Genomic DNA, 12,768 nt, shown 5'->3' on the forward strand with positions numbered 1-12,768 from the left:
ACCCCATAGGCCAGCTTCGTCCGCAAGCTCAGTCGTTCTCCGGTCATGGCCTGCCTTGGCAAAGGAGAGTCTTACTTAGTCTAGGGGGAAGGGGCAGGCGAGAGGGCTAATTGCCCTTTTCGCGGAGGGGCTAAGAGCGCATCTGGCTCATCGCCTCCAGATTCAACGCCTTGGCCACCTGTTCCGGGCTCATCAAGTTGCGCTCCAACACGATCTGGCGGATGGGCTTGCCGGTTTCCAGGGAGATCTTAGCCACCTCTGCCGCCTGCAGGTAGCCAATGTAGGGATTGAGGGCAGTCACCAAAGCCAGCGTCCCCTCAGCATAGCTGCGGCAGCGATCCGCCTGGGCGGTGATGCCGCGGACGCAGCGCTCGGTAAAGACGCGCAGGCTGTTGTTGAGGATCTGCAAGCTATGCAGGAGGTTATAGGCAATCAGCGGCATCATCGCGTTGAGCTCAAATTGGCCTGCCTGGGCGGCGAGGAGAATGGCGGTGTCCAGGCCGATCACCTGAAAGCAGACCATGTTCAGCATCTCGGCCATCACCGGGTTGTACTTGCCGGGCATGATGGAGGAGCCGGGCTGTACCGGCGGCAGTTGGATCTCTTTGAGGCCAGTCTTGGGGCCGGAATCCATCAGGCGTAGGTCGTTGGCCATTTTGATGGCATCTTGGGCCAGGTTGCGCAGGGATCCCGACAGGTGCACAAAGGGGGCCATGCTCTGCATCGCCGCCATGGGATGGGGGGCCGGGGTAAGGGGCAACTGGGTGTACTCTGCCAGCCGTTGCACCACCTTTTGCCGGTACTGGGGATGGGTATTGAGGCCGGTGCCGACGGCGCTGCCCCCCAGCCCCAAGCTGCCCAGAGCCTGGCTGGCCTCCTCGATCCAGCGGCGGTGCTGGGCAAAGATGGCCGCATAGGCGCCGAAGCTATCTCCCAGCCTTATGGGGACAGCATCCTGCAAATGGGTGCGGCCCGCCTTGAGAATGCCGTGGAACTCCTGTGCTTTCTGCTCCAGCGCTGCCACCAGGTTGTCCAGCGTGCCCAAAAGATCCCGCCGCACCCGCAGCAGGGCCGCCAGGCGAATGGCGGTGGGGATGACGTCGTTGGTGGATTGGCCGTAGTTGACATGGTCGTTGGGGCTGACCCGCTCGTAGCGCCCCTTGGGCTCTCCCAGGATCTCCAGGGCGCGGTTGGCCAACACCTCATTGACGTTCATGTGGTGGGAGGTGCCCGCCCCGGCCTGGTACACATCCACCACAAACTGATCCCGCAGGGATCCCTGGAGGATCTCGTCTGCCGCTTGGACAATGGCCTTGGCCACGTCGGGGGGAATGCAGCCCAGCTCGCCGTTGACCTCCGCCGCCGCTTTTTTGATGAGCACGCAGGCCTCCACGTACTCCGGCAGCGGCTTGAGGCCGCTGATGGGAAAATTCTCCAGGGCGCGGGCGGTTTGGATGCCGTAGTACACCGACTGCGGCAGTTGCCGCTCCCCCATCGCGTCCCGCTCGCTGCGCACTTGCAGTGGGTCTGTCTCTGGAACCATGGCACAGCTCTAGCTGGCAGGTTTTTGGGAAGGTTCCTGTAGAGGTAGGGATCCCTTTTCCTGGAGAGCAGCCAACTGCTGGCTAATCCGCTCGTTGTTTTCCGCCAAGACGAGCACCATGGCCGCGCAGGCCAGATGAACTCCTGCCCGGAATTCGGCCGAGGCTTTGTACTGAGCCAGCGCCTCGCTATCTCCTTCTCGCGGGCTCAGGATCAGTTGCACCGACTTTTGGGCCAACTCTTTCAGTTCCCGTTCCGTTAAACCGAGCTGCACCACTTTTGCCCTCCCTGCTAACCGGAAAACAAGCCCCCCCCTGCCCTCTCACCGGCAGGAGCGCCACTTTGGTTATCCTACCGCGGTTGCTGCCCCAATCCAGCATCCTTCTTCCTTCCAGTGGGTCGGCGAACCCCTAGAAGAAAACAAAAAATGCCGGCTAGTATAGGTGCAGCATGCCTTGCCCTCCTGGCCGATAGACCACTTGGGGGTGCAAGTCCGTCGGCCAGCAACGGCGCAAAAGAGGCTGCTATTCTCTGAGTACTACCATCCAGGTTGTTGTTCACAGAGAGGAAAACTTGTCCGTAGAACGTCCACTTGACCGCTTGCCCCGCAAGCAGCGCGCAGAGCTGCCGGCCATCAACGAGCGCATCCGCTTCCCCAAAATTCGCCTCATCGACACCGATGGCACCCAGTTGGGGATCATGAGCCCGCGCGAAGCCCTGCGCCTGGCCGAAGAAAAAGATCTGGACTTGGTTTTGGTCAGCGACAAGGCGGATCCTCCCGTCTGCCGCATCATGGACTACGGCAAGTTCAAGTTTGAGAAGGAGAAAAAAGAACGGGAGGCCCGCAAAAAACAACACACCGCCGAGATCAAGGAAGTGAAGTTTCGCTACAACATCGGCGAGCACGACTACCACGTCCGCCTGCGCAGCGCTCAGCAGTTTTTGGGGGATGGAGACAAGGTAAAAGCCACGGTGATGTTTCGCGGTCGCGAGGCCCAGCACGCCGAGTTGGGGGAAGAGTTGCTGCAGCGCTTGTTCAAAGACCTAGAAGGCGTGGCGGAAATGCAGCAGCCCCCCCAAAAGGAAGGGCGAAACATCACGATGATCCTCTCCCCCAAAAAATCCACCTGAGGAGGGATCCCGTCTATGGCTCTTGCTGTTGGGGATCCGGCGCCGGAGTTTACCCTGCCCGATGCCGAGGGCAATTTGGTCAGCCTGAGCCAGCTGCGGGGCCGGCGGGTGGTGCTCTACTTCTACCCGCGGGACAACACTCCCGGCTGCACCCGAGAAGCCTGTGGCTTTCGCGATGCCTACGCCGAGTATCAGGCGCACGGGATCCACGTCTTGGGGGTGAGCGCCGACGACGCCCGTTCCCACCAAAAGTTTGCCCAAAAACTGCAGCTTCCCTTTCCGCTGCTGGTGGACGAGGGGGCCAAGGTGGCCAGCGCCTACGGCGTCTATGGCCCGAAAAAGTTCATGGGCAAAGTCTATAACGGCATTCACCGCACCACCTTTGTCATCGATCCGGAGGGGAAGATCGAGGCCATCATCACCAAGGTCAAGGTGGAGGCTCACGCGGCGGAGCTGCTCAAGCAGTTAACCGGCTCCTAAGCTCTCTGTTGGGGGGTGCAGGGGGAGCAGCCCTGTCGGCAAAGGTGCCTAGGTGTCCAGCGTTCCCGTGCCGAGATTAGGACAAGAAGAGAGCGGGCAGGGGATATAACGATACAAAGTGCCGGTATGGATTCCCCTGGGGCCGTGTCCCGACGCACCCGTACCACCAAGTCGATTCACGACAGCTACCAAATTTTGGGTTTGGCCGGCCAAGGGCAGTATGGGCGCGTGTTCTGTGCCCGGCCCCGCCACGGGGGGGATCTGGTGGCCCTCAAGGAGCTGCCGGCAGAGCGCTTTCCCACCCCCAACCTGCTGCGGGAGCTGCGCTACCTGCTGACATTGAACCACCCCAACATCACCCGCTGCTACGCCCTCGAACATGCCCGTGAGGGGCGCTATTTGGTGTTGGAGTACTGCGAAGGGGGCACGCTGCGGGAGCTGATCGACCAGGTGGAGCGGGGGCTGTGGCTGCCGGTCAAGCAGGTTTTGGGCTTTGTGGATCAGATCTTGGCCGGCTTGGATCATGCCCATCGACAGGGGGTAATCCACTGCGATGTCAAGCCAGAGAATATCTTGCTCAAGCCCACGCCCCAGGGTTGGCAACTGAAGCTGACGGACTTTGGCATCGCTCGTCACCCCCAGCCTGCTCCCGGCGAGATCTCTGCCACCGGCTCCCCCGCCTACATGGCGCCAGAGCGGTTCTACGGCCAGTTCAGCCCCGCTTCTGACCTCTACGCGGTGGGGATCATCCTCCTGGAGCTGTTGACGGGCCGGCGACCCTTTTCCGGCTCCCCCAGCCAGTTGATGCACGCCCACCTCAACCAGCCGTTTGTCTGTCCGGAAGGGATCCCGGCCCCGCTGCAGGAACTGCTGGAGATCACGTTGCGCAAGTTGCCCCTGCGGCGGTTTCGCACCGCGGCCCAGATGCGTTCGGCCCTGGCAACCTTTGCCCGGGAGTGGCAGGAGCCAGCCGGTTGTTGGGTCGGCCCTCGCCTGTCCAGGCGGTCACCTCCCGGCCTGCAGGTCTGGGATCTGCCGGATCCGGGTTTTGTTGGCGAGGGCGGGATGGAGTCCCTGCCTGAGCAAAAGTTCTGCATCTGTGAAGATCCGAGCGGCTCCCGATCCCCGCTGCTGTTGCGGGTAACCCCTCAGCGGCTGGAGTGGCTGGATCTGCAGACCCTTGCCTCAGGAGCGCCGCCTCTGGCCTGTTTCTCCTTGGCCGAACCGTTGCAGCAAGTGCTGCCCTTGCCGAGCTTCCCGGAGGCTTTGGCTTTTTCCAAAAGCAACCTTTTGCACCTGAGTCCCGCGCGCGTCCGTACCTTGCTGAGTTTTGCGGAGGATTGGCGAGCCACCTGGCTGGCGGAGCGGCAGGAGTTGGTCTGGGCCACTGCCAAAGAAATTGGGGCAGTGCAATGGCTGCCGGCTGGGCCAACCGTAGCTCAACCTTTTCCGGAGTTCCACTGCTACTTTCGCTGGCCTTGGCAGGTGCCAACGGGATCCCTGCTCCGCTTGCTGGCTCTCTCGGAGCATCTGGTGCTGTTGGCGGGATTGGGGCGGCAGTGGGTGGAAATGACTGTGTTGCCCTATCCGGCGGCCTGGCCTCCGCAGACGGGCTCCCAGCCGCTGCGCTATCGCCTACCCCTGGATCCCAGGGGGAGAGTGCTCAGCTTGGGGGAGCGGCTGCTTTTTGCCGGCGGGGATGGAGGAGGCCAGGGATGCTGCCCCCACCTTTGCTCGGTGCAGGTCAACCCGCTGCGGCTGCGCCGCTGGTTTTTGAAGGGGTGGCCCCTGCAAATGGCCAAGGCCCCTTGGGGCGTGCTGCTCCTGTGTCGCGAGGGGGAGGAGTTCTCTTCCCTCTGGCTGTATAGCGAGGGGGGGTATCCCTTGGCCCAGGTGGCCGTGCCCGTCGGATCCGAGGTGTTGCAGGTGGGGCAAAGGGGACTGGTCTGGCTGCAAGTGCCCAAGGCCGGGAAGCCGCAGCAATTTCAGCTTTGGCAGTTGGATCTCAACCAGTTGCCGGCGAATGGCCATGCCGCCGAGGGGGTTGCTTTGGGCTAGCGACGGGTTTTTTGCTTTTAAAATGGCCCTAGCTGAGCTTGGGCTGTTCGGCTAGCTGCTGGAGTGGGCTTGGCGAGCCAATTGCTTGAGAAAGGCCAGCGGATAACGGCTGTGAAGCTGCTGCTTGAGCCGCTCTTGCAGGAGCTCCTCTTGCCAGGGATCCCCCGATTGCAGCCACTCCAGGTAGCTCAGCCCCGCCACCCGCGTCAGATAGGCTCCGCTGGCCGCCTGCAGCGGGATCCCCATGAGCATCCAGGGACTGGCTTTGAGGGCAGAGCCCAGGGCCTGGGTGGCCAGCTCCAGTCCCCCAAGCTGCACGATCATTTGCGCCAGGCTGTGGGCCATTTGTTGAGCCTGCTGCAGGGTGATGCGGCGATCGAACACCTGATGCAGCTCCCCGATCATGCGCGCCTGGATGACCACCCCCGCCAGCATATCCAAAGCCGGAAGGGGGGTCACGGCCAGGGCAGCAGCGGTGGCCCACTGCATCCGCTCCACGATCTGGCGACCCTGGTGGTAGCGCTCTTCCCGCAGGGCCTGTTGGACGGCCTCGCTCAAGGTTTGGGTTTGCAACAGGGCGTTGGCCAGGCGCAGATGGGATCCCTTTTGCTGCAGCAGGCGGGCCATCTGCTGGACCAGGGCGCCTGTATCGGGGGGCTGCGGCTCCCAGGTTTCTTGTCTGGAGCCATCGGGGAAGCAGTAGCGAACCTTCAAGGGCTCCGGGTCGGCGGCAATGGCCACCACCTGCTCAGGGGGAATGACGCCGGCGGTGCGCTGGCGCAGGTGGGCCAAGATGATCTCCACCTCCTCCGGCAACATCTGATCCGTCTTGTTAAGGGCCAGGATGGTGGATTTCCCCAGCCGGGCCAGCTCGAGCAGCTCGGCATATTCTGAGGCCAGCAGATCCCCGGCCACCACCAAAATCAACAGATCCGCCTTCTGGGCCAGGGCGCGGGCCTCCGCCTCGCCGGCGCCGCCGATGGTCAGCAGGCCAGGGGTATCGGTGAGGGAGATGGGGCCACTCCAGCCCTCCAGTTGATAGGTGTGAATGGATCCCTGCTGGGTGGTGCCCAGGGTGGGAGCGGTTTCCCCCACAGGCTGCCCCAGCAGAGCGTTGATGAGAGAGGTTTTGCCGGCAGAAGCGGTGCCGAACACCACCAGGTGCAATTCTTCCTGGGCCAGCCGTCGATCGATCTCCCGCGCCTTGGCCTGCAAGGCGCGACGGCTAATGTCGTCCTGCAGCTTCTGGATAAGGCAATCGACATCCTGCAGATTTGCTTGCACCTGATCCCGCGTCAACTTAACCCGCCGCCGCGGCTTGGCCGCTGGGGTGGGATCCTGTTGCGGTCGGCGAACCTGTTGCCACCAATGGCGTGCCACCAGCCCTGCCGCCACTGTTCCGCCCAGGATGCCGGCCACCGCCAGATCCGCCAGCGGCACCGAATAGGGAGCCACAAAGCTGTAGATGCCCTCAACCCATTGCAGGTATTGGCTGAGAGCCGCCAAGCCCAGCCCCGTCAACAACCACAGCCAAGTGGAGCGCGACAACACCATGCCAACCCACAGCTTGCCCAAATGCCCAATCGGGAACAGATCCTGATCCCCAGGCAAACCCTGAAGATCTATCTAGTCTAGAGATCTGCAAAGGCGAGAGAAGCGTTCGCGAATTTAGGACGGCTGAACCCTCTCCGCTGGCAACCCCGGCGCAAGCGGGCTCCGCAGCCGCTTCTCTAGCATAGGGCTAGCTGTAGCTGGGCATACAGTTTTTGCAAGAAGCTTTGTTTAGGAACAGCTACCCACCGGCAAAACCAGAAGCTGAAGACAGAAAACGCCAATCGAGATTGCCCTCAGCCCAAGTGGCCAAAAAGGCCAGGGATCCCTGGCAAAACCGCCGGCGGCTCCAGCGGCGCTGGCAAAAACTCGCCCCCCCGGTAGTCCAATAGCTGCACCAACAACAAATAGCCCACCCCCAGGGCAATGGCCAAAGCTCCCGTCATAATGGCTACCCACTTGGGCCGTTCCACGCTGGGCCTCCCAATCACTGCCGGACTTGATCTTCTTTCTTAATAATGCCTGAAGCCTTAGCGAGGTGGGATCAAGACGGTGTCGATGACGTGGATGATGCCGTTGGCAGCTTGAATATCCGCGGTGATCACGTTGGCGTTGTTGATGCGAATCCGTCCGCCCTCAAGAAGGGTGACAGTGACAGGGGATCCCTGCAAAGTCGTCACCTGCTGGCCGGATCTGAGGGCGCTGGAGGGGGCCAAGCCGGGAACCACGTGGTAGGTGAGAATGCGCACCAGCTCTGCCCGGTTCTCAGGCCGCAGCAAGGCTTCCACCGTGCCAGGGGGCAAAGCGGCAAAGGCAGCATTGGTGGGAGCAAAGACCGTGAAGGGGCCTTCTTGCTGCAAAGCCCCCACCAAGCCCGCTGCCTGCAGGGCCGTCACCAAGGTACTGAAGTTAGGGTTAGCAGCGGCAACGGCGACGATATTGGGCAGCGGCGTAGGGCTGGGAGAGAGAGTCGGAGTGGGCGTCGGCAGGGCAATGGCTGTATCGTTGCTGGAACTGTCACAACCGACTAAGGCCAAGCAGGTGGCCGCCGTCAGTCCAAGGGTGAGGGCTTTGCGATTCATAACAAAAGTTAATAACTCAAAACATTCGTCTCCATCTTAGGGTCAAAAGCCGTTCTCGCACGGGTGGCCCTAGAGCAGAGCAGGGGTCACTTTTGCGTAGAAGTGGCTACGGTAAAGTTCGGTATTCTGGGTGTGGTTGCTGGAGGGGAGAAAGGGGATGAACGGGATCGGGATCCCATCTTGGCGGCGGCAACTGCGTCGTTGGCTGCCCTGGGCTGCCCTGCTGCTGCTCCTGGTGGCCATTGGCTACTGGGTGGGCCCCCGACCTCGGCCTTATCCCCAAGAGCCAGAGCTGCCCACCCTGGCCCCTCTGCCGCAGCACCCCCGCATCCGGGTGGCGTTCAACCAAAGCCGCGAGAGCACCTATCGGGATCCCTATCGCCAGGTCTATCGCTACGGCTACAACCTGGAGGAGCTGATCCTCTCCCAGATCCGCTCCGCCCAGCAGTCGCTGGATGTGGCGGTGCAAGAGTTGAACCTGCCCCTGATTGCCCAGGCCCTGGCCGAGCGGCGCCAGGCCGGGATCCCGGTGCGGGTGATTACCGAAAATACCTATGTGCGGGCCTGGCACCAGCTCACCCCTGCCGAAGTGCGGGCGTTGGACGAGCGCAGCCGCCGCAAGTACGAGGAGTACCGCAACTTGGTGGATGTGAACCGGGATGGGCGCCTCTCCCCAGAAGAGATCGCCACGCGGGATGTCTATGCCCTGCTCGATGGGGGGCAGGTGCCCTGGCTGGACGACACCGCCGACGGCTCCAAGGGCAGCGGCCTGATGCACCACAAGTTTGTGATTATCGACGGGCAGCGGGTGCTGACCGGATCGGCCAATTTTACCCTCTCCGATATCCACGGGGATTTCGATGCCCCCGGCAGTGTGGGCAACGCCAACCACCTGCTGCTGCTGGATAGCCCCGAGCTGGCTCGCCTCTACACCGAGGAGTTCAACCTCATGTGGGGAGATGGGCCGGGAGGGTTGCCCGACAGCCGCTTCGGGGTGCAAAAGCTCAAGCGTCCCCTGGAGACGGTTTACCTTGGCGATGCCATCGTGGGGGTACATTTTTCTCCCAGCAGCCGCTCCCTGCCCTACGAGGCCACTTCCAACGGCATCATCGCGGCCACCCTGGCCCAAGCGCAGCAGCAGGTGGATCTGGCCCTGTTCGTCTTTACGGACTCAGGCATTGCCAACCAGCTCAGGCAACTGCGCCAGGAGCGCAACGTGCTGATCCGCGGCGTGTTCGATCCCGGCTTTGCCTTTCGCGACTACAGCCGCACCCTGGAGATGTGGGGGCTGCTGCTCCCGGACGAAAACTGCCGGGTGGACGCGGCCCGCCTGCCTTGGACAGTGCCCGCTTCATCCGTGGGCGTGCCCAACCTCGCCCCGGGAGACAAGCTGCACCACAAGTTCGCCATCGTCGATCCCGGCACTCCTCAGGCCACGGTGATCACCGGATCCCACAACTGGTCAATGGCGGCCAACCACATCAACGACGAAAACCTTTTGATCATCCGTAATGAGCGGGTGGTGGATCACTTTGTGCGCGAGTTCGAGCGGCTCATTGCTGAGGCCCGCTTTGGCCCCAGCCGCCGCCTGCAGCAACAGGCGGAAGAGAGAGCCCGCCTCTGCCCCAGCCCTGTCCCCGTCGCCCTCTCCTCATCTGAAGCAGAGCCGGAGCTGCTGGAAGTCGAGGTGATCTCCGTTCCTGACAGGGGATCCCCTTCCCAGCCGGCTACCCCGCAAGCTTCCCGCGTGAACTTAAACACCGCCACCGCAGCAGAGCTGCAGCAGTTGCCCGGCATTGGCCCGGCCCTGGCGCAGCGCATCATCGAGGCCCGTCCCTTTTCCTCCTTGGAAGATCTACAGCGGGTCAAGGGCATCGGGACGGCCCGGATTGAGCAACTGCGGGATCGGGTCACCTGGTAGGGATCCGGTCTAGCTCTCTTGAGCCAGCTCCAGAAAGGCCCCCATGCGGCGAAACTTCTGGTAGCGCTCCTCCCGCAGCTCCCGCCCGCTCAGAGCAGATAGCTCCTTGAGATGCCGCAGGAGAGCTTCTTTCAGCGTCTGGGCAGCTTCCAGGGGGGCGCGGTGGGCGCCGCCAACCGGCTCCGGCAAGATCTCGTCAATGACCTCTAGCTGCAGCAGGTCTTGGGCGGTAATGCGCAGGGCTGCCGCTGCTTGCGGCGCTTTCTTGGCATCTTTCCAAAGGATGGCCGCACAGCCTTCCGGCGAGATCACCGAATAGACGGCGTGCTCAAACATCAAGATGCGATCCCCAATGCCAATGGCCAAAGCCCCCCCGGATCCCCCTTCGCCGATGACGGTGCAGATGATGGGGATCTCCAGCCGAAACAGGGTCTGCAGGTTGGTGGCGATCGCTTCCCCCTGGCCCTCGGCTTCTGCCTTAACCCCTGGGTAGGCCCCCGGCGTGTCGATAAAGGTCAATAGGGGCAGGCCGAAGCGGTGGGCATGTTCCATCAGCCGCAGGGCTTTGCGGTAGCCGGCGGGGTTGGGCATGCCGAAGTTGCGGTGGATGTTGTCTTTGGTGTCGCGGCCTTTTTGGTGGCCGAGGATCATCACCGGCTGATCCCCCAGTTTGGCCAGGCCGCCGACGATGGCCGGATCGTCTTGGCCGTGGCGATCCCCGTGCAGCTCAAACCAGTCGTCGCAGATGGTCTGGACGTAGTCCAAGGTGGTGGGGCGGCGGGGATGGCGGGCCACCTGCAGCCGTTCTACGGGGGTGAGCTGGCTGAAGATCTCGCGGCGCAGCTCTTCGGCTTTGGCCTCTAGTTGGCGAATCTGCTCAGAGGCGTCGATGTCGTTTTCTTCGGCCAAGGCGCGAATTTCCTGGATGCGCTGTTCGAGGGCGGCAACAGGCTGCTCAAACTCCAGCAGCAGGCGATCGGTGGGCTTGGTCATACCGGTCGGCATTCGCGTTGGGATCTGGCGGCTGCGACAGCTTGCCCCAGCTTCTGGGGTGGCAGCCCGCTTAGGGCTGGAAGTTGATCTTCTCACATCCAGATTCTTTAAGCTAGAGAAGGCCCTTTTCTGGCTCTGCTTAAACCCGTGTCTTCCTCCTCCCACTCCTCCTCTGCCCCCCTTCCCCCCTGGCTGCGCTGGGGGCTAGTGGGATCCGTCGTCCTGGGCATCGCAGGGGGCGCCTTTTGGCACTACGCTCAGCCGGAGCGGCAAATCCGAGCCCACACCGAGAGGTTGCTGCAAGCCGTAGAACGGCGAGATTGGGCCCAAGTAGAAACCTTAGTGGCCGACACTTATCGCGACGGCTGGGGCCTGGACAAAGAGCAGGCGCTGGCCTACAGCCGCGAGATCTTCGGCCAGTTCTTGCGCCTGCGCATCCGGCCGCAGGAGATGCAGGTGCAGCTCGGCTCTGGGGATCAAGGCCAAGCCACCCTCTGGTTTATTATCGAGGGATCCGGCGGCCCTCTGGCCAACCTGACGCGGGATCAGGTAAACGCCCTGGAGCAGCCTTTCCGGCTGACTTGGCAGCGGCGGAAGCGTTATCGCTGGGAGCTGACCCGCCTGGAGAACCCGGCCCTGGAGTTGCCCCTTCTCCCCGGTCAAGGACAAGCGGGCCAGCGGTGAAGGAAACTCAAGCTGCCCGAAATTTAGAACTTTCCTGCCTGCCAAAGCTGCTCCAAATGGGCTTGGCAGCGGCGCAGGAGCTGGCGACTTTCTTCAAAGCTGATCTGCTCCAACGCCTCGGGGTAGGAGCACCAGCGGTAGGCGGCCACCTCTTCTGGCTGCACCTGCAGCTCAGGGGGAGGAAACTGGGGTGGCAGCAGAGCCACGTAGTAGGTGACGGTCTTGGCCACCGCGTTTCCCTCGGGATCTATAAAAGTGTAGGCCTCTTGCAGCGTCAAAGGGCCAGGCTGGCCGGGCAGGGTCAGGAGCTGGTAGTCGGTTAGGCCGGTTTCTTCCCGCAACTCCCGCTGGGCTGCCGCCAAGTCGCTTTCCCCCTCATCTTTGTGGCCTTTGGGAAAGGCCCAGTGCCCCTTCTGATGCTGGATGAGCAGGTAGAGATGGGATCCCTGGGCGGGCGGGAGGGGCAGGATCGGGATTACGCCGTAGGCGGCATCGGTCAGCATGGGGAGCTAGTCTCCAAAGAGTTTGATGGCGGGCGGCCTGGGATCGAAAACCCCGTTGGGATCCACCCGCGGGCGCTCCACCCCTTGCAGGGGATAGAGAGGGCGACCCGTGTCGAATTGAAAGAGGTAGATAGGCAACTGGCTGCTCCCCAAAGGCAAGAAGGCTAGGGTATCGATCTGGGTAAGGGCGTTGCGGCTGGCCGGTCGGGTGAGGTTAAAGGCGGCGATGCGGTCTTCCAAGGGGGTCTTGGCCTCGCTGCGTCGGCCTAGGCCAATCCTAAATTGCTGGTTTCCCTGCTCATCCACCCCCAAAACCTGCACATCTCCTAGCTCCACTGGGGGCGTGCTCTCCGGCAGGCCGGCCACCACCGGCGGCGCATCCACCGGCGGCTGCGAGGGCAAAAAGCGCAGCTGCACCCCCTCCGGCAGGATGCGGTAGTCCTGGTAGTCGTGCCGGATGGAAAGGGATCCCCTGAACAGGCGGCGGGTCAGGCCCTCCAGCGTCCAAAACCCGTAGGCCAAATTGATGCGGGTGCTCTCCGGCAGCCAGTAGCTAACCCCTGCCTGGGGATCCGGCACTGCCGCAAACCCTATCAGGGCATAGGCCTGTCCCCACACCCCCGACAAAAACAAGAGCACCTGCCGCGGCAGCCCCGACTCCGGATCCAGCCACAGCTCCCGCACCTGGCCCTCTTGGAGAGGCTCTAAACGCAGATGCTGGACAGGGGATCCCGCCAGAGTTACCCGTTCTGAGGAGAGGACGCGGTAGCGGCTGGGATCAGCCTCTAGATGAAAGCTCACCGAGGGCAGGAGCGCTTCGGGC

General features: G+C 62.6%; 13 protein-coding genes. 5 read left to right on the top strand and 8 right to left on the bottom strand.

Annotated elements, in window-relative coordinates; genetic code table 11:
* Window positions 1–130: 130 nt before the first annotated feature.
* Window positions 131–1,543 (bottom strand): aspartate ammonia-lyase, encoded by a 1,413-nt coding sequence (locus tag NW809_RS05920; RefSeq protein ID WP_041438484.1) that lies wholly within the window; start codon window positions 1,541–1,543, stop codon window positions 131–133.
* Between the two features lie 9 nt (window positions 1,544–1,552).
* A complete protein-coding gene (locus tag NW809_RS05925; protein WP_011430957.1) occupies window positions 1,553–1,819 on the bottom strand; it encodes a hypothetical protein in 267 nt (88 codons plus the stop codon).
* 296 nt (window positions 1,820–2,115) lie between these two features.
* Between NW809_RS05925 and infC the strand changes: the two genes are divergently transcribed.
* From infC to NW809_RS05940, 3 genes are all read left to right on the top strand, one after another.
* A complete protein-coding gene (infC, locus tag NW809_RS05930; RefSeq protein ID WP_011430958.1) occupies window positions 2,116–2,673 on the top strand; it encodes a translation initiation factor IF-3 in 558 nt (185 codons plus the stop codon).
* 15 nt (window positions 2,674–2,688) lie between these two features.
* On the top strand, window positions 2,689–3,153 hold the full coding sequence (gene bcp / locus NW809_RS05935) for a thioredoxin-dependent thiol peroxidase (RefSeq protein WP_011430959.1): 465 nt from the start codon (window positions 2,689–2,691) through the stop codon (window positions 3,151–3,153).
* A 126-nt stretch (window positions 3,154–3,279) separates the two neighbouring features.
* On the top strand, window positions 3,280–5,211 hold the full coding sequence (locus NW809_RS05940; RefSeq protein WP_414401724.1) for a serine/threonine-protein kinase: 1,932 nt from the start codon (window positions 3,280–3,282) through the stop codon (window positions 5,209–5,211).
* 51 nt (window positions 5,212–5,262) lie between these two features.
* Here NW809_RS05940 and NW809_RS05945 read toward each other — a convergent pair whose 3' ends face one another.
* The 3 genes from NW809_RS05945 to NW809_RS05955 form a co-directional block, all read right to left on the bottom strand.
* Complete coding sequence (locus NW809_RS05945; protein ID WP_414401725.1) at window positions 5,263–6,765, bottom strand: DUF697 domain-containing protein; 1,503 nt, start codon at window positions 6,763–6,765, stop codon at window positions 5,263–5,265.
* Between the two features lie 293 nt (window positions 6,766–7,058).
* Window positions 7,059–7,235: a hypothetical protein gene (locus tag NW809_RS05950; RefSeq protein WP_011430963.1), complete on the bottom strand. Its 177-nt coding sequence runs from the start codon at window positions 7,233–7,235 to the stop codon at window positions 7,059–7,061.
* Between the two features lie 57 nt (window positions 7,236–7,292).
* Window positions 7,293–7,844: a fasciclin domain-containing protein gene (locus tag NW809_RS05955; RefSeq protein ID WP_414388979.1), complete on the bottom strand. Its 552-nt coding sequence runs from the start codon at window positions 7,842–7,844 to the stop codon at window positions 7,293–7,295.
* 157 nt (window positions 7,845–8,001) lie between these two features.
* Between NW809_RS05955 and NW809_RS05960 the strand changes: the two genes are divergently transcribed.
* A complete protein-coding gene (locus NW809_RS05960) occupies window positions 8,002–9,765 on the top strand; it encodes a phospholipase D-like domain-containing protein (protein WP_414401726.1) in 1,764 nt (587 codons plus the stop codon).
* Between the two features lie 9 nt (window positions 9,766–9,774).
* On the opposite strand, the gene NW809_RS05965 is transcribed toward NW809_RS05960, so the two are convergent.
* Window positions 9,775–10,758 carry an acetyl-CoA carboxylase carboxyltransferase subunit alpha gene (locus tag NW809_RS05965; protein WP_414346712.1) on the bottom strand — a complete coding sequence of 328 codons (984 nt, stop codon included), beginning with the start codon at window positions 10,756–10,758 and terminating at the stop codon, window positions 9,775–9,777.
* A gap of 147 nt (window positions 10,759–10,905) precedes the next feature.
* Between NW809_RS05965 and NW809_RS05970 the strand changes: the two genes are divergently transcribed.
* On the top strand, window positions 10,906–11,442 hold the full coding sequence (locus tag NW809_RS05970) for a hypothetical protein (RefSeq protein WP_414401727.1): 537 nt from the start codon (window positions 10,906–10,908) through the stop codon (window positions 11,440–11,442).
* A gap of 23 nt (window positions 11,443–11,465) precedes the next feature.
* Here NW809_RS05970 and NW809_RS05975 read toward each other — a convergent pair whose 3' ends face one another.
* Together NW809_RS05975 and NW809_RS05980 are read right to left on the bottom strand one after the other, a co-directional pair.
* Window positions 11,466–11,945, bottom strand: a complete 480-nt coding sequence (locus NW809_RS05975; protein ID WP_414346716.1) for a bis(5'-nucleosyl)-tetraphosphatase — start codon at window positions 11,943–11,945, stop codon at window positions 11,466–11,468.
* Window positions 11,946–11,951: 6 nt separating this feature from the next.
* Window positions 11,952–12,768 (bottom strand): hypothetical protein (locus NW809_RS05980; protein ID WP_414401728.1); only part of this gene is annotated, 817 nt, incomplete at its 5' end.

This window comes from Synechococcus sp. WC101 (assembly GCF_047461555.1).
GTDB lineage: Bacteria > Cyanobacteriota > Cyanobacteriia > Thermostichales > Thermostichaceae > Thermostichus.

Coding starts and splice junctions, on each gene's coding strand:
- NW809_RS05920 (WP_041438484.1), bottom strand. CDS start 1,543: ATGGTTCCAGAGACAGACCCACTGCAAGTGCGCAGCGAGCGGGACGCG.
- bcp (WP_011430959.1), top strand. CDS start 2,689: ATGGCTCTTGCTGTTGGGGATCCGGCGCCGGAGTTTACCCTGCCCGAT.
- NW809_RS05940 (WP_414401724.1), top strand. CDS start 3,280: ATGGATTCCCCTGGGGCCGTGTCCCGACGCACCCGTACCACCAAGTCG.
- NW809_RS05945 (WP_414401725.1), bottom strand. CDS start 6,765: ATGGTGTTGTCGCGCTCCACTTGGCTGTGGTTGTTGACGGGGCTGGGC.
- NW809_RS05955 (WP_414388979.1), bottom strand. CDS start 7,844: ATGAATCGCAAAGCCCTCACCCTTGGACTGACGGCGGCCACCTGCTTG.
- NW809_RS05960 (WP_414401726.1), top strand. CDS start 8,002: ATGAACGGGATCGGGATCCCATCTTGGCGGCGGCAACTGCGTCGTTGG.
- NW809_RS05965 (WP_414346712.1), bottom strand. CDS start 10,758: ATGACCAAGCCCACCGATCGCCTGCTGCTGGAGTTTGAGCAGCCTGTT.
- NW809_RS05975 (WP_414346716.1), bottom strand. CDS start 11,945: ATGCTGACCGATGCCGCCTACGGCGTAATCCCGATCCTGCCCCTCCCG.